Source organism: Saccharothrix sp. S26 (genome assembly GCF_021390395.1).
Lineage (GTDB): Bacteria > Actinomycetota > Actinomycetes > Mycobacteriales > Pseudonocardiaceae > Actinosynnema.
Map to the genome: position 1 here is coordinate 221,203 of NZ_JAJUWT010000016.1, position 23,289 is coordinate 244,491.

Annotated in this window: 14 protein-coding genes and 1 pseudogene; 11 read left to right on the forward strand and 4 right to left on the reverse strand. The window is 71.4% G+C overall.

Going from position 1 to position 23,289, the window contains the following annotated elements:
* Positions 1-63 precede the first annotated feature (63 nt).
* A complete protein-coding gene (locus tag LZG04_RS25950; protein WP_233821386.1) occupies positions 64-1,062 on the reverse strand; it encodes an AvrD family protein in 999 nt (332 codons plus the stop codon).
* Positions 1,063-1,231: 169 nt separating this feature from the next.
* Positions 1,232-1,858 carry an FMN-dependent NADH-azoreductase gene (locus LZG04_RS25955; protein ID WP_233821388.1) on the reverse strand — a complete coding sequence of 209 codons (627 nt, stop codon included), beginning with the start codon at positions 1,856-1,858 and terminating at the stop codon, positions 1,232-1,234.
* Positions 1,859-2,307: 449 nt separating this feature from the next.
* Here LZG04_RS25955 and LZG04_RS25960 point away from each other — a divergent pair, with 449 nt between their 5' ends.
* The 6 genes from LZG04_RS25960 to LZG04_RS25985 are packed head-to-tail and all read left to right on the forward strand — an operon-like array spanning position 2,308 to position 13,315.
* Positions 2,308-5,223 (forward strand): glycoside hydrolase family 3 protein, encoded by a 2,916-nt coding sequence (locus LZG04_RS25960; protein ID WP_233821390.1) that lies wholly within the window; start codon positions 2,308-2,310, stop codon positions 5,221-5,223.
* Positions 5,223-6,503 (forward strand): ABC transporter substrate-binding protein, encoded by a 1,281-nt coding sequence (locus tag LZG04_RS25965; RefSeq protein WP_233821392.1) that lies wholly within the window; start codon positions 5,223-5,225, stop codon positions 6,501-6,503. The genes LZG04_RS25960 and LZG04_RS25965 overlap by 1 nt, the downstream gene beginning before the upstream one ends.
* Positions 6,500-7,402 carry a carbohydrate ABC transporter permease gene (locus LZG04_RS25970; protein ID WP_233821395.1) on the forward strand — a complete coding sequence of 301 codons (903 nt, stop codon included), beginning with the start codon at positions 6,500-6,502 and terminating at the stop codon, positions 7,400-7,402. The genes LZG04_RS25965 and LZG04_RS25970 overlap by 4 nt, the downstream gene beginning before the upstream one ends.
* A complete protein-coding gene (locus tag LZG04_RS25975) occupies positions 7,402-8,214 on the forward strand; it encodes a carbohydrate ABC transporter permease (RefSeq protein ID WP_233821398.1) in 813 nt (270 codons plus the stop codon). The genes LZG04_RS25970 and LZG04_RS25975 overlap by 1 nt, the downstream gene beginning before the upstream one ends.
* Positions 8,211-10,508, forward strand: a complete 2,298-nt coding sequence (gene yicI / locus LZG04_RS25980) for an alpha-xylosidase (RefSeq protein WP_233821400.1) — start codon at positions 8,211-8,213, stop codon at positions 10,506-10,508. Before LZG04_RS25975 ends, yicI begins: the two co-directional genes overlap by 4 nt.
* A 20-nt stretch (positions 10,509-10,528) precedes the next feature.
* A complete protein-coding gene (locus LZG04_RS25985) occupies positions 10,529-13,315 on the forward strand; it encodes a beta-galactosidase (RefSeq protein ID WP_233821403.1) in 2,787 nt (928 codons plus the stop codon).
* Here the strand turns inward: LZG04_RS25985 and LZG04_RS25990 are convergent.
* Positions 13,277-14,256, reverse strand: a pseudogene (locus LZG04_RS25990) (LacI family DNA-binding transcriptional regulator). The gene LZG04_RS25985 and the pseudogene LZG04_RS25990 overlap by 39 nt on opposite strands.
* Before the next feature lie 388 nt (positions 14,257-14,644).
* Here LZG04_RS25990 and LZG04_RS25995 point away from each other — a divergent pair.
* Positions 14,645-18,400, forward strand: coding sequence for a glycoside hydrolase family 2 TIM barrel-domain containing protein (locus LZG04_RS25995; RefSeq protein ID WP_374202882.1), 3,756 nt, complete (start codon positions 14,645-14,647; stop codon positions 18,398-18,400).
* Between the two features lie 105 nt (positions 18,401-18,505).
* Here LZG04_RS25995 and LZG04_RS26000 read toward each other — a convergent pair whose 3' ends face one another.
* Complete coding sequence (locus LZG04_RS26000) at positions 18,506-19,447, reverse strand: aldo/keto reductase (protein ID WP_233821407.1); 942 nt, start codon at positions 19,445-19,447, stop codon at positions 18,506-18,508.
* 46 nt (positions 19,448-19,493) lie between these two features.
* Here LZG04_RS26000 and LZG04_RS26005 point away from each other — a divergent pair, with 46 nt between their 5' ends.
* From LZG04_RS26005 to LZG04_RS26020, 4 genes are all read left to right on the forward strand, one after another.
* On the forward strand, positions 19,494-20,888 hold the full coding sequence (locus LZG04_RS26005; protein WP_233821409.1) for a PLP-dependent aminotransferase family protein: 1,395 nt from the start codon (positions 19,494-19,496) through the stop codon (positions 20,886-20,888).
* Positions 20,889-20,955: 67 nt separating this feature from the next.
* Positions 20,956-21,687, forward strand: a complete 732-nt coding sequence (locus tag LZG04_RS26010; protein ID WP_233821411.1) for a hypothetical protein — start codon at positions 20,956-20,958, stop codon at positions 21,685-21,687.
* 76 nt (positions 21,688-21,763) lie between these two features.
* Complete coding sequence (locus LZG04_RS26015; RefSeq protein ID WP_233821413.1) at positions 21,764-22,615, forward strand: alpha/beta fold hydrolase; 852 nt, start codon at positions 21,764-21,766, stop codon at positions 22,613-22,615.
* A gap of 84 nt (positions 22,616-22,699) precedes the next feature.
* Positions 22,700-23,251, forward strand: coding sequence for a hypothetical protein (locus LZG04_RS26020; protein ID WP_233821415.1), 552 nt, complete (start codon positions 22,700-22,702; stop codon positions 23,249-23,251).
* The last annotated feature ends 38 nt before the right edge of the window (positions 23,252-23,289 follow it).

A 23,289-nucleotide genomic window follows, 5' to 3' on the forward strand; every position in this document is an offset into this window, starting at 1 on the left:
CCGCATTGTGTTGTCCGCCTTCGCTTCTCGGTGAGCCGGGATCGGTGGAGCGGGTTCTGGGGGTCAGGTGGAGGTGGGGAGCCGGTGCGCGACGGAGCACCGGGTGAGCACGCCGAGGCTGTCGCCGACGATCGTGGCGGTGCGCCAGACGCCGTTCGGCGTCTCCAGCAGGGCCGGGTCGACCAGCTCGGCGGTCGCCGGGAACCAGTCACCCGCGCGGCGGCCGGCGGGCGGGCAGGCGGTGATCGTGGTGTGCCGCATCCACAGCGTGTCGCTGGACGCGCGGTCCATGCGGTCGATGGCGTACAGCAGCACCTGGCCCAGCTGGAGGGCCACCACGAACGAGTCGATCATCGACACGACGGGTCCCGCGGCCGAGTCGACCCCGGCGATGGTGAACGCGTCGTCCGGCGGCTCCACCAGGACGTTCGCGGTGGCGTGCGCGGTGGGCACGTCGACGACCACGTCCGCGACCGCCTGCCGCCACGCGCGGAAACCACCGCCGTACAGGCCGGGGTAGTCCGCGCCGAACAGGGCGTCGAGGTCGGCCGCGCGCCGGTCGGGCTCGCCCGCGTCGTGCTCCAGCAGCACCCGGACCCGCATGGCGGCGACCTTGACGTCCACCGCGGACAGCCGTCGCCCGTCGCCCGCGGCCTCGGCCGAGACGTGCTTGGCGGCGACCGGCAGCGAGAGGAGGTTGCCCTCGACGGGCTTGGCGGGCGCCTTGATGTCCACCCGGCGCAGCCACGTCCGGCCGCGGGCGGCCGGGTCGAGGTCGTTGCGCCGCGCGGTCAGCAGCTCGGCCGCCCGCACCGCGAGGATCAGCACGTCGATGGTGGACAGGTGGGGCCGCAGCTCGGCGTCCTCGGTCTTGCGCGACCAGTCCGCCGGGTAGCGGATCTCGACCGTCGAGACCAGCCCGTCGGCCACGCCGCTCAGGCGGGTGCCGCCGACCGCGTAGTCCACCCGGCGGTAACCCGAGCCGAAGAACCGGGTGGCGCCGGGGCCCAGGTGGTCGTCCACGGACTTGAGCAGCAGCACCGGGCTGTCGGTCGAAGTCATGTCGGTCCCCTTTCGCTCATTCCGGGGACGACGTTAGAGCGCGGTGCGCGTTTCCGGCGGGGTCCGTACCACCTATTGCCCCGGCGATTCTCCTAAAGTGGTAGTCGGCACCGGGGCGAAACCGGGAAAGGCCGGCACCCGCGGGTGCCGGCCTTTTCGTCGAGACGGGTCAGAACGTCGAAGCGAGGTCTTCCGCCTTGGCCACCGCCGCAGCCAGGGCGCTTTCGGGGTCGGCGAGCATCCCGTTGCCGTCGAAGTGCAGCTCGGTCACGTCGGTGATGCCGACGAACCGCAGCCAGTCGTTGAAGAACGTGCTGCGGAAGTCCACGCCGAACTCCTGCGGCACGCCCGCGGTGTAGACCCCGCTGGAGTAGACGACGAACGCCTTGCGCCCGGTCATCAGGCCGCTGTACCCGGCGGCGGGGTCGAAGCCGAAGACCCAGCCGGGCTGCGTCACCACGTCGATCCAGTGCTTGAGGGCGTACGGCACGCCCGCGTTCCACATCGGGATGTTGAAGACGTACTCGTCGGCCGCGGCGAACCGGTCGAACACCGCCCGCGCCTGGCTCCAGACGTCGATTTGCTCGGGGGTCTGCTCCTGCCCCGAGAACGCGGCCATCTTGGCCGCGGCGGCCGTGGTGCCGAAATCGGGCAGGCCGTCGTCGAACACCGACAGCACGTCGACCTTCGTCTCCGGCTTGCGGTCCTTGTAAGCGGACAGGAACGCCCCGGCGATGGCGAGCGACTGGCTCGCCGCGCCTCGCGGCGAGGCGTTCACGTGCAGCAGTTGGCTCATGTGGCAGTGCCTTCCAGGTTCGGGAGCCGGCCTGTGCCATCAAAGGGACGTCCCGGCCCGGATTCAATGCCACTGCCACTTTGGTCGTGCGCCCGTGCATCGAAAGTTGTAGCGCGCGGCGCGGGCGCGACCGAGGACCCGTCCGTCGTGCTCCGGGCGGGTCCTCGTGCGCCGGGCCAGGGGTAGGAGGTGGCCCTCGGCCTCATCGGGCACCGGGCGTCGTTAGCGCTAACATTCGATGTTCGGCGAAACTCGCGCGCAACGTGACCGGGTCGTAGTCGTATCCCGCGTGACGCGCACGTGTCAAGAGGCGCCTGTCAAGTGAATTAGCGTTAACAACGTCCGTTCCGGCAGGTTGTTGCGTCCGTCACGACCGCCCTCTACGGTGGCCAGTCGAAGCGCTTCGATGACGAGGGAGCTCCGGGTTCCCCGAGACGAAGGGTCGATCCGTGTCGAGAGTCCGCCGCTCCCTGCTGTTCCCGCTGGTCGCGTTGTTGCTGTCGGCGCCGTTGCCCGCGCACGCCCAGCAACTCCCGTTCCGCGACCCCGACCTGCCGCGCGCGTCCAGGATCGCCGACCTGCTCGGCCGGTTGACCGTCGACGAGAAGGTCTCCCTGCTGCACCAGTACCAACCGGCGATCCCGAGGCTGGGCATCGGCGCGTTCAAGACCGGCACGGAGGCGCTGCACGGCGTCGCGTGGCTGGGCGAGGCGACGGTGTTCCCGCAGGCCATCGGCCTGGCCACCACGTGGGATCCCGAACTGGTCGAACAGGTCGGCGCGGTGACCGGGCGGGAGGCCCGCGGCTTCCACGCGCGCAACCCGGCGTTCAACGGGCTCAACCTGTGGGCCCCGGTGGTGAACCTGCTGCGCGACCCGCGCTGGGGCCGCAACGAGGAGGGCTACTCGGAGGACCCGCACCTGACCGGCGCCATCTCGACCGCGTTCGGGCACGGCGTGCAGGGCGACCACCCCGAGTACCTCCAGGCGGCGCCCACCCTGAAGCACTACGCGGCCTACAACGTCGAGGACGACCGGATCGTGGTCGACTCCATCGTGCCGCCGCGGATCCTCAAGGACTACGACGAGGCCGCCTTCAAGCCGGCCATCCAGGCCGACGCGGCGACCGGCGTGATGGCCTCGTACAACCTGCTCAACGGCAGGCCCACCCACGTCAACCACGACCTCGACGACGTGGTGCGGTCCTGGACCGACGAGGACCTGATGATCGTCGGCGACGCGAGCGGCGCGTCGAACATCGCGGGCGCCCAGCGCTACTACCCGAACGAGGTCGAGGGCAACGCCGCGGCCATCCGCGCGGGCCTGGACAACTTCACCGAGGACAACGACAACTCCGCACCGACCACGGGCTCGATCAAGGCCGCGCTCGACCGGGGCCTGATCACGATGGCCGACGTGGACGACGCCGCCCGGCACGTGCTGTCGATCCGCTTCCGGCTCGGCGAGTTCGACCCGGCGGGCCGCAACCCGTACGCGGGCATCACCCCGGACGTGATCGACGCGCCCGCGCACCGGCAGTTGGCGCGCAAGGCCGCGGCCGAGCAGGTCGTGCTGCTGCGCAACGACGACAAGACGTTGCCGCTGTCCACGGAGGACACCAAGAAGGTCGCCGTCGTCGGCCAGCTCGCCGACACCCTCTACGAGGACTGGTACTCGGGCACGATGCCCTACCGGGTCACCCCGGTGAAGGCCCTGGCCGAACGCGCCGCGGTCACCTCCAGCGAGGGCGTGGACCGGATCAGGCTCAAGGACCTGGCCACCGGCAAGTACGTCACCGCCTCCGCGGCGGACGCGGGCGCGCCGCTGACCGCGACCGCCGCGACCCCGAGCGACGAGGGCGGCCTGGACGTCTTCGACTGGGGCGAGGGCACCGTCACGCTGCGGTCCGTCGCCAACGGCAAGACCGTGTCGCTGGGCGACGGCCGCGCCCTGGTCAACAACGCGGTGCAGCCCAACGGCTGGTTCGTCCAGCAGCAGTTCAAGGTCGTGGCCCAGGCCGACGGCTCGGTCGTGCTGGAGTACGCGGGCAACGAGGTCACCCAGTCCTGGTTCGGCCCGAACAAGTACGTGGTGGTCGGCGCGGACGGCAGGCTGACCCTCGGCGCGGCCACCCCGCGGGACGCCGCGAAGTTCGGCCGCGAAATCGTGCGCAGCGGTGTGGACAGCGCCGTCGAGGCGGCCAAGGGCGCGGACGCCGCCGTCGTGGTGGTCGGCAGCATGCCGTTCATCAACGGCCGCGAGGACGACGACCGCAAGACCACCGAGCTGCCCGCCGGTCAGCGCGCCGTGATCGACGCGGTGCGCGCGGCGAACCCGAACACGATCGTCGTGCTGGAGAGCAGCTACCCGTACTCCGGCGACTGGGACACCGCCGACCTGCCCGCGATCCTGTGGACCTCGCACGCGGGCCAGGAGACCGGGCACGGCATCGCCGACGTGCTGTTCGGCGACCACAACCCGAGCGCCAGGCTGACCCAGACGTGGTACCGCTCCGACGCCGACCTGCCGGACAAGCTCCAGTACGACATCTCCAAGTCCGGCCACACCTACCAGTACTTCCGGGGCAAGCCGCTGTACCCGTTCGGCCACGGCCTGAGCTACACGTCGTTCCGGTACTCCAAGCTCGCCGTGGACCGGTCCCTGGTGCACGCCTCCGGCGAGGTGAAGGTCCGGGTCGACGTGACCAACACGGGCGACCGGGCCGGCGCCGAGGTGGTCCAGCTGTACTCGCACCAGAAGAAGTCGCGGGTCCAGCAGCCGGTCAAGCAGCTGCGCGCGTTCGACCGGGTGGAGCTGCGACCGGGTGAGACGAAGACGGTCCGGTTCACCGTGCCCGTGTCGGAGCTGTCCTTCTGGGACGTGACCCGGGACAAGCGGGTGGTCGAGACCGCGCCGCACGACTTCACGGTCGGCTCGCTGACCCGCACGGTGCACGTGCTCGGCGAGCAGATCCCGCCGCGCGACCTGCGCAAGGTCACCCCAGCGCAGAACTTCGACGACTACTCCGGCGTGACTTTGGTGGACACCACCAGGGAACGCGGCACCGCCGTCGCCTCGACGGCTCCCGGCCAGTGGATCGCGTTCAAGGACGTGAACCTCGGCCCGTCGTCCCGGTCGGTGAAGGCCCGGGTGGCGAACCCGGGTGCGCCGACGACCGTCGAGGTGCGCCTCGGCGGGCCCACCGGCCGCCTGGTGGGCACGCTCGCCGTGCCGACCACGGCCGACAAGTACTCCTGGACCGAGGTCTCGTCGCCGTTGCGCGGCGCGTCCGGTCGGCAGGACGTGTACCTGGTCTTCACGGGGAAGGCCCGGATCGACAACCTCACCGTGGAGGGATCATCCTGATGTCCAAGCGACTCCTGGCGGCCGCGGTCGCGGCCGTGCTGGCCGTGGCGGGCTGCGGAGGGTCGGAGGGGTCCTCCTCCGACCCCAACACCCTCAAGCTCTGGCACTACGAGGGCCCGGACAGCGCCATGGGCGTGGCGTGGGCCGAGGCGATCAAGCAGTTCGAGGCCACGCACCCCGGCGTGAAGGTGCAGTTCGAGGAGAAGGGCTTCGAGCAGATCCAGAAGACCGCCTCGATGGTGCTCAACTCCAAGGACGCGCCGGACATCCTGGAGTACAACAAGGGCAACGCGACCGCCGGCCTGCTGTCCAAGCAGGGCTTGCTGACCGACATCAGCGAGGAGGTCACCAAACGCGGGTGGGACAAGAAGCTCGGGCCCGGCATCGACACCACGGCCAAGTACGACGAGCGCGGCGTGATGGGGTCCGGCAAGTGGTACGGCATCCCCAACTACGCCGAGTACGTGATGGTCTACTACAACAAGACGATGTTCGACCAGCAGGGCTTGGCCGCGCCGAAGACGCTGGACGAGCTGAGCGCCGCGATGGACAAGTTCGCCAAGGCGGGCGTCACGCCGCTCGCGCTGGGCGGCGCGGAGTACCCGGCCGCGCAACTGCTCTACCAACTGGCGCTGACCAAGGCCGACCGGGACTGGGTCGACCGGTTCCAGCGCTACACCGGTGACGTGGACTTCCACGACAACACGTGGGTCTTCGGCGCGGAGACGTTCGCCAAGTGGCTGCGCGAGGGCTACATCTCCAAGGACTCCGCCGGTGTGAAGGCCGAGGACATGGGCCTGGCGTTCATGCAGGGCAAGAGCCCGATCATGATCAGCGGCAGTTGGTGGTACGGCCGGGTGCAGGCCCAGGTGAAGGACTTCGAGTGGGCCACGGTGCCGTGGCCGGGCATGACGGCGGGCTCCAGCGGCAACCTGTGGGTGGTGCCGAAGGGCTCGAAGAACAAGCAGTTGGCCTACGACTTCATCGAGATCACCATGTCGCCCGCGATCCAGGACAAGCTGCGCGACGCGGGCGGCATCGCGGTCGCGCCGAGCGGCACCCCCGCGACCGACCCGAAGACCAAGCAGCTCAACGACGACTTCAAGGCGCTCGTCGACAACGACCGGCTCGCGTTCTACCCGGACTGGCCCGCGCCCGGCTTCTACGACGCGCAGGTGTCGTCGGTGCAGAAGGTGATCACCGGCCAGATCGGCGCGCACGAGGCGTTGACCGAGCTGGCGGACTACTACAAGGAAAACACGGCGAGCGTCGGCAAATGAGCCTGGTCCCCACCTCGATCCGCGACCGCGGGTCGTACCTGCTCTTCCTGATCCCCGGCGGGTTGCTGCTGCTCGCGGTGATCCTGGTGCCGTTCGGGATGAACGTCGGCATCAGCTTCACCGAGTGGTCGGGCGCCGGCACGCCCGAGTGGGTCGGGCTGGACAACTACACCCGGCTGATGTCGGACGGCACCTTCTGGGCGTCGTTCCGGCACAACGTCGGGCTCGTGGTGGCGATGGCGATCCTGCCGACCCTGGCCGGGCTCGTCATCGCCGCCGCCCTGTTCGACTTCGTCGGCAAGCACTTCGGGCCGCGGCACGCCGCCGTGCTGCGGGCGTGCGTCTACCTGCCGCAGGTGCTGCCGATCGCGGTCGCCGGCATCGTGTGGAGCTGGATCCTGGCGCCGCAGGACGGCGCGCTCAACGAGGTGCTGCGCGCCGTCGGGCTGGACTCGCTGGCGCAGAACTGGCTCGGCGACCCGGACCTGGCCCTGTGGACCGTGATGGGCGTGATGCTGTGGATCCAGGTCGGCTACCCGGTGGTGATCTTCATGGCCGGGATGCAGCGGGTGGACCCGTCGCTGCACGAGGCCGCCGAGCTCGACGGCGCGTCGTGGTGGGGCCGGTTCTTCCACGTCACCGTGCCGCAGATCCGGCCGGAGATCTTCGTCGTGCTGCTGACCTGCACCATCGCGGCGCTCAAGGTGTTCGCGCCGATCTACGTGCTGACCAGGGGCGGGCCGGGCGGTTCGACGAACGTGCCGAGCTACTACTCGTTCCAGAACTTCTTCGAGAAGACCCAGGTCGGCTACGGCGCGGCGATCGCCACCGTGCTCACGGTGCTGATCCTGCTGCTCACCACCGCGTTCCTGCGCGTGCAGAACCGGGGTGAGCGGTGATGCGGCGGCACGCGGTCCTGTGGTCGATGATCGTGCTCGCCGCGGTGATGCTGGTGCCGTTCGTCATCGTCGCGCTCAACGCGGTGAAGACGCCGGCGCAGTACTCCACCGGCGGTCCGCTGGACCTGCCGGACGGGGTGTCGCTGGACGGCATCATCGCGTTCTGGGAACGGGTCGACTTCGGCGAGAAGCTGTGGAACAGCGTCGTGATCAGCGGCTCGGTAGCCGTGCTCGCGGTGGTCGTGTCGGTGTTCAACGCCTACGCGCTGGGCATCGGCCGGGTCCGGGGCAGGCTGTGGATCCTGGTGGTGTTCCTCATCGCGAACACCCTGCCGCAGGAGGCGCTGGTCTACCCGCTGTACTTCCTGGCCAACGAGGTCGGGCTGTACGACACGAAGCTGGCCGTGATCATCATCTTCACGGTGATCCAGGCGGCGTTCGGCACCTACCTGCTCACCTCGACGCTCGGCGGCTTCCCCCGCGAACTGCTGGAGGCCGCCCGCATCGACGGTGCGAACAAGTGGCAGACCCTGGTGCGGATCGTGGTGCCGATCAGCAGGCCCACCCTGGGCGTGCTGTTCGTGTTCTTCTTCATCTGGACCTGGAACGAGTTCTTCCTGCCGCTGGTGCTGCTGATCTCCAACGAGAACCAGACGGTGCCGGTGGCGCTCGGTGTGCTCCAGGGCCAGCGGATGATGGACGCCACGATGACCAGCGCCTCGGCGTTGCTCGGGGTCATCCCGGCCATCGTCTTCTTCCTGATCTTTCAGCGCGCGTTGACCCGCGGCATCACGGCAGGAGCGGTCAAGTGAAGTTCAGCGACGGGTACTGGCTGCTTCGACCTGGGGTCGAGGCCGCATATCCGGTTGAGGTGCGTGACGTCACCACCGGCAACGGGGAGGTCGTCGTGCACGCGGCGACCCACCCCATCCGGCACCGGGGCGACACGCTCAAGGGCCCCGTGGTCACGCTCGGGCTCACCTCGCCGATGGCCGACGTGATCGGCGTGAAGATCACGCACTTCGCCGGCGAGGCGCCGAAGGAACCGGCGTTCGCGCTGGCCTCCGACGGCGCGCACGAGGCCAAGGTGGTCGAGGACGACGCCGGCGTGGTGATGAGCGCGGGCGCGCTGTCGGTGCGAGTGCACCGGGGCGAGCAGTGGCGGGTCGACTTCACCGCCGACGGCCGCTCGCTCACCAGCAGCGGCGCCAAGGGCATGGGCTTCATGACCGTGGACGGCACGCACCACGTCCGCGAGCAGCTCACCATGGGCGTCGGTGACGCGGTCTACGGGTTGGGCGAGCGGTTCGGGCCGCTGGTCAAGAACGGCCAGACGGTCGACATCTGGAACGCCGACGGCGGCACGAGCAGCGAGCAGGCCTACAAGAACGTCCCGTTCTACCTGACCAACGCGGGCTACGGGATCTTCGTCAACCACCCCGGGCACGTGTCGTTCGAGGTGGGCTCGGAGGCGGTGTCGAAGGTCCAGTTCAGCGTCGAGGGGCAGTCGCTGGAGTACTTCGTCATCTACGGCCCCACCCCGCGCGAGATCCTGCGCAAGTACACCGCGATGACCGGCCGGCCCGCGCTGCCGCCCGCGTGGTCGTTCGGGCTGTGGCTGTCGACGTCGTTCACCACGTCCTACGACGAGGAGACGGTGTCGGGGTTCATCGACGGGATGCTGACGCGCGACCTGCCGCTGAGCGTGTTCCACTTCGACTGCTTCTGGATGCGCGAGTTCCACTGGTGCGACTTCGAGTGGGACCCGCGCACGTTCCCCGACCCGGTCGGCATGCTGGAGCGGCTGCGCGCCCGCGGCCTGCGCATCTCGGTGTGGATCAACCCCTACATCGCGCAGCGGTCGCCGCTGTTCGCGGAGGGCAAGGCGAACGGCTACCTGCTGCGCAAGCCGAACGGCGACGTGTGGCAGTGGGACCTGTGGCAGCCGGGCATGGCGCTGGTGGACTTCACCAACCCGGCCGCCCGTGCCTGGTACTCGGCCAAGCTGGACGCGCTGCTGGCCCAGGGCGTGGACTGCTTCAAGACCGACTTCGGCGAGCGCGTCCCGACCGACGTGGTCTACCACGACGGCTCGGACCCGGAGCGCATGCACAACCTCTACACGCACCTGTACAACAAGACGGTGTTCGAGGTGCTGCGCAAGCGGCGCGGCGACGGCGACGCGGTGGTGTTCGCCCGGTCGGCCACGGCGGGCTCGCAGCAGTTCCCGGTGCACTGGGGCGGCGACTGCGAGGCCACCTACGAGTCGATGGCGGAGAGCCTGCGCGGCGGCCTGTCGCTGGGCATGTCCGGGTTCGGCTACTGGAGCCACGACATCGGCGGGTTCGAGGGCACGCCGGCGGCCGCGTTGTTCAAGCGGTGGATCGCCTTCGGCCTGCTGTCCTCGCACAGCCGGCTGCACGGCAGCTCGTCCTACCGGGTGCCGTGGCTGTTCGACGAGGAGTCCGTCGATGTGCTGCGCCGGTTCGTGAAGCTGAAGCTGCGGCTGATGCCGTACCTGCACGGCGCGGCGCGGCAGGCGGCGACCGAAGGCGTGCCGATGATGCGCGCGATGGTGGTGGAGTTCCCGGACGACCCCGGCTGCGCGCACCTCGAACGCCAGTACATGCTCGGCGACGACCTGCTGGTCGCGCCGGTGTTCTCCGACGACGGCGACGTGTCGTACTACGTCCCCGAGGGCACGTGGACGCACCTGCTGACCGGCGAGACCGTGCAGGGGCCGCGTTGGGTGCGCGACCGGTGCGACTTCCTCACCGCGCCGGTGCTCGTGCGCCCGAACACGATCCTGCCCGTCGGCGCGGTGGACGACCGACCGGACTACGACTACGCCGAGGGCGTCACGCTGCACGTCTACCAGCTCGGCGACGGCGACCACGTGACGGTCGTCGGTGACACCACGTTCCGCACCCACCGCCGCGGCGACGAGATCCGGGTGGAGGCCGAGGGCGCGCCGTCGAGCTGGCGGCTGCTGCTGGTCGGCGCACGCGCGGTCGACGCCGTGGACGGCGGCGAGGTCGGCTCGCACCCCGACGGGGTGCTCGTCGACGCCGGCTCCGCCGCCCTGACCCTGCGGGGGATCCGTTGAGGCTGTTAGCGGTTGTGCTCGTGCTGTTGGGTTCGCTCGCCGCGACCACCCCGGTGGTCGCGGCGCCCGTGTCCGCCGAGAAGCGGCACGAGGTCTCCTTCGACCGGTACTCGCTGAAGGTGGACGGCGAGCGCGTGATGCTGTGGTCGGGGGAGTTCCACTACTTCCGGCTGCCCAGCCCGGAGCTGTGGCGCGACGTGCTGGAGAAGATCAGGGCCGCCGGGTTCAGCGGCGTGTCGCTGTACTTCCACTGGGGCTACCACTCGCCCTCGCCCGGGGTCTACGACTTCACCGGCGTGCGCGACGTCGACCGGCTGCTGCGCATGGCCGACGAGCTGGGCCTGTACGTGGTGGCCCGGCCCGGTCCCTACATCAACGCCGAGACCAGCGGCGGCGGGTTCCCGGCGTGGTTGAAGACGGTGCCGGGCCGGGCGCGGTCCAGCGATCCCGGCTACCGGGCCGCGTACACCGAGTGGCTCAGCCGCATCAACCCGATCATCGCCCGGCACCAGGTCAGCCGCGGCGGTTCGGTGATCGCCTACAACGTGGAGAACGAGTACGCGGTCAACGTCGACCCCGCCTACATGGAGGACCTCCAGCGGCAGGCGCGTGACGCGGGCATCGACGTGCCGATCGTGCACAACAACTGCTGCGGCGGGAACCTGGCCAACTGGTCGTCCGGCCAGGGCGCGGTGCAGATCCCGGGCGTGGACGACTACCCGCAGTCGTTCGACTGCAAGAACCCCGACACCTGGGGCCCGTGGGGCGACGGCGTCACGCGCAGGCTGCGCGACGACGCGCCGGTGTACGCCGCGGAGTACCAGGCCGGCGCGATCGACCTGAACGACGCCGGGTACGACAAGTGCCGGGAGCTGACCGGCCCGAGCTACATGAAGGTGTTCTACAAGAACAACGCCATCTCCAGCGGCGCCACCATGTACGGCTACTACATGACCTACGGCGGCACGTCGTGGGGATGGCTGCCGCAGCCCAACGACGTCTACACCTCCTACGACTACGGCTCGGCGATCACGGAGTCGCGGCAGCTCACCGCCAAGTACGACGAGTTCAAGCGGCAGGGCTACTTCATGACCACGGTCGCGCCGCTGACCAAGACCGACGAGGCGACCGCGCCGGTGGCCGCCGACCCGGCCGTGCTGGCGCGGGCGCGGGCGAACCCCGACACCGGGACGCAGTTCGTGCTCGTGCGCCACGCCGACCTCGGCGGCGCGACGGACGTGTCCACGACCCTGGACTGGGCCACACCGGACGGCCGCTACCAGGTGCCGGTGCGGGTCGACGGCCGGGACGCCAAGGTACTCGTCGCCGGATACGACCTGGGCGGTCAGCGGCTGGTGTGGTCGAACTCGGAGCTGCTGACCCACATGGAGGCGTCGGGCCGGGACGTGGCCGTGCTGTACGGCCGCGACGGCGAGCAGGGCTCCACGGTCCTGCGCTACGACTCGGCCCCGACCGTGAAGGTGCTCGACGGCCAGGTCCGCGCCACCTACGACAAGGGCGACCTGCGCTTGGACTACACCCACACCGGGCTGTCCCGGGTGCTGGTCACCGGCGGCGGGCGACGGCCCGCGCTGCTGATGCTCGGCACCGACGAGGCCGCCGCGCGGTTCTGGCGGCAGGACACCGCGGCCGGGCCCGTGCTCGTGCGCGGCACGTCGCTGGTCCGTTCCGCCGAGGTCAGGGGCGACCGGCTGGCGTTGCGCGCCGACACCGACCAGGCGTCGGAGGTCGAGGTGTTCGCCCCGGTCCGGCACCTGTCCGTGGGCGGACGCCCGGTGGCCGTGCGGCCGACGTCCAGCGGGTCGCTGGTCGGCTCGCTGCCCGGCCCGCAGGGGGTGCGGCTGCCCGAGCTGACCGGCTGGGAGTACCGGCCGGAAGCGCCCGGCATGAGCGAGTCCGGCTGGACCACGGCGGACAAGACGACGACCGCGAGCCCGATCAAGCCCAAGACGCTGCCGGTGCTCTATGCCGACGAGTACGGCCATCACAACGGCAACGTGTGGTACCGGGGGCGGTTCACCGCCACCGGGGCGGAGAAGACCGTGACGGTCAACGCCATCACCGGCCGGCGCGGCGTCTACCTGGTGTGGCTCAATGGGCGTTACCTGGGCTCGGCGGCGGGCGGCACGCAGGCCGACTCCGAGCCGGTCAACCCCGATCCCGGGCGTGGTGACTTCGCCGTGCCCGAGGGGCTGCTGGCCGCCGGGCAGCAGGCCACGGTGACCGTCTTGGTCGAGAACATGGGCCACAACGACGACTGGACCGCCGACGACGTCCGCCACAAGCAGCCGCGCGGCCTGTTCGGGGTGGTGGTGGAGGGTTCGACCGCGCCGATCTCGTGGCAGATCCGCGGCTCGAAGCCCATGGACGGCGAACGCGGCCCGATGAACGCCGGCGGCCTGTACGGCGAACGCGCCGGCTGGCACCTGCCGGGCTCCGGCGGCTGGCAGCGCCCGCCGGGTCGGCTCCAGCCGGGCGTGTCCTGGTACCGCACGACCTTCGAGCTGGACCTGCCGCGCGGGCAGGACGTCTCGCTCGGGCTGCGGTTCGAGGACACCACCGTCCGCGGTTACCGCGTGCTGGTCTTCGTCAACGGCTGGAACATGGGCCAGTACCTCAACGGCGTCGGCCCCCAGCGGGAGTTCGTGCTCCCGGACGGCGTGCTGCGCGACCACAACACGCTCACCTTCGCCGTGATCGCGACCGAGGCGGCGCAGGGTGACCCCGGGAAGGTGAGCCTGGTGACCCTAGGCAACCACCGGACCGGTGCTGCCGCGGGCCGTTAGGCGCGGCGGCAGCAACCGGACCTCGGGATCGGCTCGACGGCGAGCCGGCCGAGCTCCACGGCCGGGATGTCGACCGACGACAGCGGCACGGACTGCGCCTGCGCGACGTCGGGCGGGCAGACCGCCAGCACCGAGACGTCCTGCGGCACCCGCAGGTCGCGCCGGGACAGCTCCGACAGCAGCGGGCCGAGGATGGCCTCGTTGTGCACCACCAGACCGGTGACCGGGTGCGGCCCGGTCAGCAGGTCGTCCAGGCACTCCCGCAGGCCGTCGTAGGTCGGCACGCAGGCCAGCGTGGCGGCTTCGACGCCGCGGCTCGCGGCCGTGGCCCGGAACCCGCTCAGGAACCGGCCGGCGTAGCTCGTGCCGCGCTGGTAGACGGCGGGGGAGGGGCCGATCAGCGCGATGTCGCGGTGGCCCAGGTCGGCGAGGTGGTGCACGCAGTCCGCGCCGGCGGCGGTGAAGTCGAGGTCCACGCAGGTCAGCTCCTGCGGGTTGTCCGGTACGCCGATCAGCACCGCCGGCCGGGCCAGCTCGCGCAGCACGGGCACGCGCGGCTCGGCCGCTTCGACGTCCATCACGATGATCGCGTCGGCCAGCGAGGACGCCACCACCCGGTGCAGGCCCTCGGCACCCTCGTCCGCGGTCAGCAGCAGCACGTCGTGGTCGTGGGTACGGGCCTCGGTGACCGTGGCCGTGACGAACTGCATGACCACGGGGACGTTCAGGTCGGTGCGCAGCGGCACGACGAGGGCGAGCACGTTCGTCCGGTTGCTCGCCAGCGCCCGCGCGCCCGCGTTGGGGCGGTAGCCGAGCACCCGGATGCTGTGGTGGACCCGGCGCCTGGTGGTCTCCGAGATCGAGCGCTTGCCGGACAGCACGTACGACACGGTGCTGGGCGAGACTCCCGCCGCTCGGGCGACGTCGGCGATGGTGACCATCGGTGGATCATAATACGCCGACGTCGCCGTCGACCGGTTGTCCGGTCCACTGTGGACGGGCCGCTCCGGTCCGCCGGCTGCGAGCGCTAACAGCCTGTGTCGTGAGTCACACGCAGCGTACTGCTTCGCGCTGGTCGGAAACAAACCGCCAGGTCTGGCACTGTGTTGACCTTGGTCGGGCCGGCGCGTTCCCGTTAGCGCTAACACCACGACCTGGGTGGCGAGTCGCGACTGTCGCCGATCCACAGGGGACTGGGAGCGCTCCCGGTCGAAGGCGCGCGGGGCGGAGGGGGTGGGTAACCGCTTTCCAAATCCCTCGTCCGCATCTTGACGTGACGCGCGCGGCTGGTGAATCTTGTGTGGTTCTGGTTGAACATGGAGGTTCAGCATGCCGCGCCTGCGCGCTCTGGTAACGCTCATGTTCGTTCTAGGTGCTTCGGTGGTCGCGGCCAGTCCGATGACCGCCACCGCCGCCCCCATGGACGACCTGTACTCCTACCTGGAGAACCCGGGCATGGTCGCGGAGGGCCAGGAACGGCCGCACGCCTACCTGCCGCCGTACGCCGACGTCGACTCGGCGGTCCGCGGCGACGAGCGTTCCCCGTACACGCAGTCGTTGGACGGCACGTGGCGCATCGCGATGGCCAAGCGGCCGGAGGAGGTGCCCTCGGGCTTCCACGCCGACGGCTACGACACGTCGGGGTGGCGCGAGGTCTCGGTGCCGCACACCTGGCAGACCGACGGCCTCGACCACCCGATCTTCCGCAACATCGCCACCGAGATCCAGCCGGACGACCCGCCGCGCGTGCCGCGCGACGTCAACCCGACCGCCGCCTACGCGCGCGACTTCGACGTCCCCGCCGACTGGGCCGGCCGCGCCACGTTCCTGCGCTTCGAGGGCGTCACCTCCGGCTACTTCGTCTGGGTCAACGGCACCTACATCGGCTACGACCAGGGCGGCTACACGCCGGCGGAGTTCGACGTCTCGGCGGCGCTGAAGCCGGGCCGCAACCGCGTCGCGGTGCAGGTGCACCGCTGGAGCGCGGGCTCCTACCTGGAGGACGTCGACCAGTGGCGGTACTCGGGCATCTTCCGCTCGGTCCGGCTGCACTCGACGCCCGCGACCTACGTCAGCGACGTCACGCTGCGCACCGACCTCGACGCCACCTACACCGACGCGACCCTGTCCGCCGCCGTCGAGGTGGGCCACAAGCCCGGCGGGCCGACCGGCGCGCACCGCGTCACGGCGAGCCTGCGCGACGCCCGCGGCACGGAGGTCGGCCAGGTCGCGGGCGTGGTCGAGGTGACCGAGCAGGGCGGGCAGGTCCAGCTGACCCTGCCGGTGCGCGACCCGGCGAAGTGGACCGACGAGACCCCGAACCTCTACACGGTCGTGCTCACGCTGACCGGGCCGGACGGCCGCACCACCCACATCACCAGCGAGACCACCGGCTTCCGCGAGATCGAGATCCGCGACAAGCAGTTGCTGGTCAACGGCAAGCGCGCGCTGTTCAAGGGCGTGAACCGGGCGGAGACCGACCCCGACCACGGCAGGCACGTCCCCCGGGCGGCGCAGGAACGCGACGTGGCGCTGATGGAACAGCTCAACGTCAACGCGGTGCGCACCTCCCACTACCCGTCGGACCCCTACTTCTACGAACTGGCCGACAAGCACGGCCTGTGGATCGCCGACGAGGTCGACATCGAGACCCACAACCACGAGAACTGCAACAACTGGTGCCAGGCGAACCAGCCGGAGTGGCGGCCCGCGTTCCTGGACCGCTTCACGGCCATGGTCGAGCGCGACAAGAACCACCCCAGCGTCTTCCTGTGGGACACCGGCAACGAAGCCGGCCTCGGCGCGCACCACTACGCCATGGCCGAGTGGCTGGACGCCAACGAGCCGACCCGGCCCAAGTACCACCAGTCCAACAACCCCGACGGCGACGCGCCGTTCGCCGACGTGTGGGGCCCGCGCTACCCGTCGCCGGAGCGGTTCGAGCAGCAGGCGAAGAGCACGACCAAGCCGTTGATCTTCGGTGAGTACGCGCACGCGATGGGCAACAGCCTGGGCAACTTCCGCGAGTTCTGGGACACCATCCGCGCCAACCCCGCCACGCAGGGCGGTTTCATCTGGGACTGGGCCGAGGGCAGCATCCGGCAGCGGGTGCGCGTCCTGCCCGACTCGTCCGGCAACGGCATCCTCGCGCACCTGTCCGGCGCGCCGGAGCTGGTCGACGGCCACCGCGGCAAGGCGCTGTTCATGTCCGGCCTGGACGACTTCGTCGAGGTCTACCGGGACCGCAGGCTCGACATCACGGGCAAGGCGCTGACGCTCGACGCGTGGGTCAAGCCGGAGCGCTGGAGCGGCGACTTCCGCATCGTCGGCAAGGGCGACCACCAGTACGCGCTGAAGATGAAGAACGAGACCACGCTGGAGTTCTTCATCCACAGCGGCACCTGGCAGGCCGTGCAGGCGAGTGTGCCGAGCGACTTCTACGGCAACTGGCACCGGGTCAGCGGCACCTACGACGGCACGGCGTTGCGGCTCTACATCGACGGCCGCGAGGTGGCGAGCAAGCCGTTCACCGGCGCGATCGACCCGTCGTCGGCCGAGGTGAACATCGGCCGCGACTTCGAGACGTCGTGGAACGACCCGGCCAAGGTCGGGCGGATGGCGCACGGCGCGGTGGACGACGTGCGGATCTACGACCGCCCGCTGACCGCGGCCGAGCTGAACGCGCCGGAGCCGGTGGGCGGCGCGGTGCTGGCGCTGGACTTCGACCGGGTCGAGGAACGCGGCACGCACCTGTCCTACGGCTCCAGCCTGTCCGGCCTCGACGGCCTGGTGAGCCCGGACCGCGTCGCCCAGCCGGAGACCGCGCAGATGGCGTGGGCGCACCAGCCGCTGCGGTTCGGCTACGCCGACGGCGTGCTGTCCGTGCGCAACGAGCGGCAGTTCAGCGGCACGGACGGGCTGGAGCTGCGCTGGCGGGTCACCGAGGGCTCGCGGGTGGTGGCGCGCGGGCAGCAGCCGTTGCGCGTGGCCGCGAACTCGACCGGTGAGGTGCGCGTGCCGACGCCCCCGAACCCGGCCGACCGCGAGCGGTTCCTGACCGTGCAGGCCGTCACGACGGCCGCGGGGCCGATGATCCCGACCGGTCACGTCGTGGCGCACGACCAGTTCGCCCTCGGCGGCACGGAGGTGCCGGGGCTGGACGCCGCGTCGAAGGGCGGTCGCGCCACCGTCAGCGCCGACACCGCGAACGCGGTCACGGCGCAGGCCCAGGGCGTGAGCTACACGGTGGACAAGAAGACCGGCACCTTGTCGTCGGTGCGGGTCCGCGACCGGGAACTGCTCGCGGGCGGGCCGAAGCTGGACGCGTGGCGCGCGCCGATCAGCAACGAGACGTTCAAGTGGGGTCGCGCGGAGGGCGAGGACTGGCGCAAGGTCGGCCTCGACCGGCTCGCCACCACCGTCACCGACGTGCGCGTCGAGCCGGTGGACGCCGGCGTGCGGGTGGTCGTGGACAGCCGGGTGGCCGCGCCGGACGTCACCGGCGCGTGGTTCGACCAGACGATGACCTACACCGTCGAACGCGGCGGTGTGCTGCGGCTCGGGCACAAGGTCACGCCGCAAGGCGCCATGCGCACGTTGCCGTACCTGCCGCGCGTCGGCGTCTCGCTCGCCGTGCCGGACACCTACGACCGGTTCGCCTGGTACGGGCGGGAGGCCGAGAGCTACGTCGACCGCAGGGACGGCACGCCGATCGGCGTCCACTCGTCCACCGTGGACGAGCAGTACGTCGACTACCACCGCCCGCAGGACTACGGCAACCACACCGACACGCGGTGGGCGTTGCTCACCGACGGCCGCACGGGCGGCCTGCTGGTGGCCGGGGCGAAGGACGTCAGCGTGACGCCGTACGACGACCTCGACCGGGCCGCGTACCCGTTCCAGCTCCAGCGCAACAAGGGGTGGGTGACGTTGCACGCGAGCCACGCCGTGACGGGCGTCGGCGACACGCCGAACCCGGTGCGGCAGCGCAGCCAGGTCCGACCGGACACGGCCTACGAGTACGAGCTGACCCTGCGCCCGCTGACGGTTCAGGAGGCCCGCGCGGGTCTGCCCTCGGGCGCGTGACCGGGCGGTCGGGTTCGCCGGACCCCCGAACCGGCGAACCCGACCGTCACGTCCCCGCGCCCGCCCGCGACCTCGTCGAGCGCGGTCGGTTCGGACGACCGGCGCTCACGCCGCCGCGTCCAGGCGGTGCCGCTGCTCGGCGGTCAGTTCCAGCGACACCCCGGCGATCGCGTCGTCCAACTGCTCGACGGTGCTGACGCCGACGATCGGCGTGACGTCGAGCTCGCCCCCGGTGAGCCACGCCAGCACCACGCGGTTGCGGTTCGTGCCGGTCTCGGCGGCGATCTCGTCCAGCACGGCCAGCCGGGCGGCGGTGCCGGCGTGGTCGTACTCGGCGGGCAGGGTCTTGTCGGTGCGGGTGTAACGGCCGCTCAGCAGCGGGGTGTAGGCCCACAGCGCCATGTCCTGGTTGTGCTCCAGGTAGTGGATCACCTCGTCGGTGACCGCGCCGAACCGGTGCACCACGGTGGGCCGCGTGCCGGGACGCGGTTGCAGGTAGGTGTGGTGCTGCTGCACGGCGGTGAAGCCGACGCGGCCGTCGGCCTGCGCGATCCGGCGTGCCCGCTCGACCTGCCACACGGGGTAGTTCGAGCCGCCGAGCCGGCCGACCGCACCGGCGGACACCAGCTCGTCGAAGGCGGCGACCGTCTCCTCCAGCGGCGTCACGGGATCGGGCTTGTGTGCCCAGTACAGCTCGACGTGGTCGGTGCCCAGCCGCCGCAGGCTGCCCTCGATCCCGTTCTTGATCACACCGGCCGACAGGCCCTCGGCCGTCTCCGGGAACCGACCGGCCTCGGTCGGCTCGCAGCCCACCTTCGTGCTGATCCGGACGCGGTCGCGCACCCCGGGCCGGCTCGCCAGCCAGCGACCCAGCAACGCCTCGCTCTGCCCGCCGAAACCGCTCGGGTCCTCCCAGAACGAGTAGCAGTTCGCGGTGTCGATCCACACGCCGCCCGCGTCCACGAAACGGTCCAACAACTCGAACGACCGGCGCTCGTCGGTGACCGTGCCGAACAACATCGCGCCCAGGGCCAGCTTCTCCGTCATGCCCGCAACGTTAGGGCGATTCGGCACGGCGGTACTGTCCAATCCTGTGGCGGTTTCCCAGACCAATTTCGCGTGGGCGACGCTGGTGGAGGTCGGCGGGCCAGGACGCCTGCACGACCGCCTGGCGCACGCTCTGCGCACCGCGATCCGGGACGGCCGCCTGCCGGAGGGAGCGGCCGTGCCGCCGAGCCGGGCGCTGGCCGAGGAGCTGGGTTGCTCCCGCTGGGTCGTGACCGAGGCGTACGGGCAGCTCGTCGCGGAGGGCTACCTGGCCGCCCGGGTCGGTTCGGCCACCCGGGTCGCGTGGTCGCCCGAGGCCGTGCCGCGCCGGCCCCGCGCGCGGCGGGCCGAAGCCCGGCCCGCGATCCGCTACGACCTCGCGCCCGGCCTGCCCGACCTGCGCGCGTTCCCGCGCCGGCGCTGGGCGGACGCGGTCCGGTCGGTGATCGGCTCGGCCGGCCACTACGACCTCGACCTGCCGGACCCGGCCGGGCACGCGGTGCTGCGCTCGACCCTCGCGCAGTACCTGCGGCGCTCACGCGGTGCGGACGCCGACCCGTCGTCGCTGTTCGTGTGCGCCGGCGTCACGGACGGCCTGGTCCGCACGTGCCGCGCGCTGGCCGCCGAGGGGATCACCGACCTGGCGGTGGAGCACCCCGGCTGGGCACGGCTGCGTGACGCCGCGGCGAGCACCGGCCTGCGCGTGCACCTCGTGCCGGTGGACGACGACGGCCTGCGCGTGGACGACCTGGCCCGCACCCCGGCGCGCGCGGTCGTCGTCGGCGCGGCGCACCAGTTCCCGACCGGGACGGTGCTGTCCCCGACGCGCCGCGCCGGGCTGGTGCGCTGGGCCCGGGACGTCGGCGGTTACGTCATCGAGGACGACTACGACGCCGAGTTCCGCTACGACCACCACCCGGTCGCCGTGATGCAGGGCATGGACCCCGGCCGCGTGTTCCTGCTCGGCACGGTCAGCAAGACGCTCTCCCCGGCGTTGGGCCTGGGCTGGCTGGTCGCCCCCACCATCGCCGTCCCGGCGCTGCGGGCCGCGAACCCGGTGGCCGCCGCACCGCCGGTGCTGGACCAACTGGCGCTGGCGTCCTTCATCGACCGCGGCTGGTACGACGCGCACCTGCGCGCGTCCCGACGCCGCTTCCGCACCCGCCGCGACCTGCTGCTCACCACCCTGGCCACCGAGCTGCCGCGGGCCCGCGTCTCCGGCACCGCCGCCGGCCTGCACGTCCTGCTGCACCTGCCGGACGACACCGACACCGGCGCCGCGGTCCGCGCCGCGGCCTCGGCCGGCCTGCGCCTGGTCGACCTGGACGACTACCGCGTGCGGCGCTCGTCGGACCGCGCGCTCGTGCTCGGCTACGGCAACATCGGTGACACCGAGATCCCGGCCGCCGTGGCGCTCCTGCGCGAGTCCCTGACCCGCTGATCATCACCGTGCGTGCCCGATGAGCGCGAAACGGTGACGTTACGCTGATGTCGGGAGGTGGTGCGGGGTGCGGGTGCCGTTCCGCGTGCACGAGTCGGTGCGGGCCGAGTTCGAGCGGCGGTGGGCACGCGTGCGGGTGCCGCTCCTGCACGGGTTCCTCGCGCCGCCCGCGGTGAGCCTGGCCGTCGCGCTGATCGGCCCGTGGTCCGGCGCGGTCGTGGCGGGATGGGTCCTGCTGGCTCTCGGCGCGGCCGTGCCGGTGGGGTTCCTCGTGCGGCGCGGCTACGTGCACCGGCCCGGGTGGTGGGCCGGGCTGATCGCGTACACCGGCGCGGCGCAGGCGCTCGGCGTCGCGCTCCTCACCCGGCACCTCCTGCTCGCCCTGCCGACGGTCGCCGCCGCGGCGGTCGCCGGGGTGCTCGTGACGAAGGCCAAGGCGGTGCTGCTGGACGAGGTCGGCGGTGGGATCGCCGGTACCGCCCTCGGCGTGCGCAGCGCGTCACGGCAGGTGCGCAACGCCACCGGGCACCCGGTGCTCGCCCACGCGGACTTCGACGACGACTCCCTGCGCTGGCACGTGACCACCGGACCGTCCACCCCGGACGTCGCCGGCGGCGAGGTGCCGCTGCGCGAGATCAGCGACGTGTGGGTGGCCGACACGCCCGCCGCGCCCGGCGGCGAGGTGGTCGTGGTCCGCACCGGCACCGGGCAGGTGGAGCTGGTCGTCGGCCGCCCGCACGACTTCGCCGCCCTGCTCGACCGCCGACTGCGCCTGCTGCGCGACCCCGGCTGGTCCTGATGGCCGCGCGCCCGTGACGTCCGCCGTTGTTACTCGTTGGTCAAGTGGACGTAGGACGACGGAAGGGGCAGCGGCCATGGTGACCGAGCGGTTGCGGCTTGAGGACGGCACGGAGCTGAACGTGGCGCGCAGCGGACCGCCCGACGCCGAGCTGACCGTGGTGCTCGCCCACGGCTACGCGCTCGACCACCGCAGCTGGCACCGCGTGGTGGCCGCGCTGCCGCCGGAGGTGCAGGTGATCGCCTACGACCACCGCGGCCACGGCGCGTCGTCGCCCGCCGACAAGGAGACCGCGACGATCGAGCAGCTGGGCGACGACCTCGGCGAGCTGATCGAACGCCTGGCACCCGAAGGGCGGGTCGTCGTCGCCGGCCACTCGATGGGCGGCATGGCCGCGATGGCGATGGCCGAACGCCGTCCCCGCCTGTACCGGCAGCGGGTGGCGGGCGTGGTGTTCGTCTCGACGGCCGCGACGGACCTGGCGGAGACGTCGCTGGCGTGGCCCAAGGCGCTGGGCAAGCTGGTCCGCGAGCTGGAGCGCGCGTTCGGGCCGCTGGTGCGCGCGGTGCGGGAGAAGATCGAGCCCGCGAAGACCGCGGGGCTGCGCTGGTGGCTGTTCGGCGACGAGCCGCGCAAGGAGGACGTGGACCTCACCGCGGACATGGTGTGGTCGCACTGGCCCGAGACCATCGCGTTGTTCCGGCCGGCGGTCGACCGGTACGACCGGGAGGCGGCGTTGACCGTCGCGGGCGAACGGCCGGTGATCGCGGTCGTCGGCGACGAGGATCGTCTGGTGCCCGAGTCCAACGCCAAGGCGTTGGCCGCGGCGGTCGGCGGGGAGTCGGTGGTGGTCGAGGACGCGGGCCACATGCTGCCGCTGGAAGCGCCCGGCGAGGTCGCGGCCCGGATCATGGAGCTCGCCGCCTAGCCCGCTTTCGCACCCTCCTCCGGGACGTTCGACGGCCGGCCCGAACGGGTAAGCCGACGTCAAACGATCTCGGGGGAGGTATCGGTGGCACAACGGGTTTCGTACGGGAAAGTCGTCCTGCTCGGCTTGTTCGCCGGCGGGGTGTTCGGGGTCTCTCAGGGGTTGCTGCACGACAGCGTCTGGTACGGCCTCATCATGGGCGTGTTGTGCGGCGGCGCGATGGCGGTGGTGATGCGCCGGGTCCTGGGTTCCACGGCGTTACGGGGGCTGGACCGCGGTCAGCGCCGCGCCGTGTCCCGGGCGATGCGCCGGGGTGAGCCGGTCGAGGATCCGCGGCTGGCCCGGCCGCTGGTGGACCAGGCGGACGCGGTGCTGTCCATGCCGTACCCGGCGAAGTCGCTGCGGGTGGGTGCCGCGGTGGTCGGCGCGTTCGGCCTGGTGACCATGGTGGTGGGTTTCCGCAGTGAAGGGCCGGCGGGGCTGGGCGGCGGCGCGCTGCTCCTGGTCTTGTCGCTGCTGGTGTTGTTCGCCCTCGTCCCGGCGATCCGTCGGCAGCGGGAGCGGATGCTGCGTTCGCAGGAGGTCACGCGCGAGCGGCACGGGCTGTCCGAAGTGGCACCCTCCGCCGAGCGGTGACGTGCGTCGTGGCCCGCCGGGGTACACCCCGCCCCACC

What these genes read in the sequence shown, in the direction of transcription:
- LZG04_RS25950 (WP_233821386.1), bottom strand. Translation starts at nt 1,062, where the DNA reads ATGACTTCGACCGACAGCCCGGTGCTGCTGCTCAAGTCCGTGGACGAC.
- LZG04_RS25955 (WP_233821388.1), bottom strand. Translation starts at nt 1,858, where the DNA reads ATGAGCCAACTGCTGCACGTGAACGCCTCGCCGCGAGGCGCGGCGAGC.
- LZG04_RS25965 (WP_233821392.1), top strand. Translation starts at nt 5,223, where the DNA reads ATGTCCAAGCGACTCCTGGCGGCCGCGGTCGCGGCCGTGCTGGCCGTG.
- LZG04_RS25970 (WP_233821395.1), top strand. Translation starts at nt 6,500, where the DNA reads ATGAGCCTGGTCCCCACCTCGATCCGCGACCGCGGGTCGTACCTGCTC.
- LZG04_RS25975 (WP_233821398.1), top strand. Translation starts at nt 7,402, where the DNA reads ATGCGGCGGCACGCGGTCCTGTGGTCGATGATCGTGCTCGCCGCGGTG.
- LZG04_RS25995 (WP_374202882.1), top strand. Translation starts at nt 14,645, where the DNA reads ATGCCGCGCCTGCGCGCTCTGGTAACGCTCATGTTCGTTCTAGGTGCT.
- LZG04_RS26000 (WP_233821407.1), bottom strand. Translation starts at nt 19,447, where the DNA reads ATGACGGAGAAGCTGGCCCTGGGCGCGATGTTGTTCGGCACGGTCACC.
- LZG04_RS26015 (WP_233821413.1), top strand. Translation starts at nt 21,764, where the DNA reads ATGGTGACCGAGCGGTTGCGGCTTGAGGACGGCACGGAGCTGAACGTG.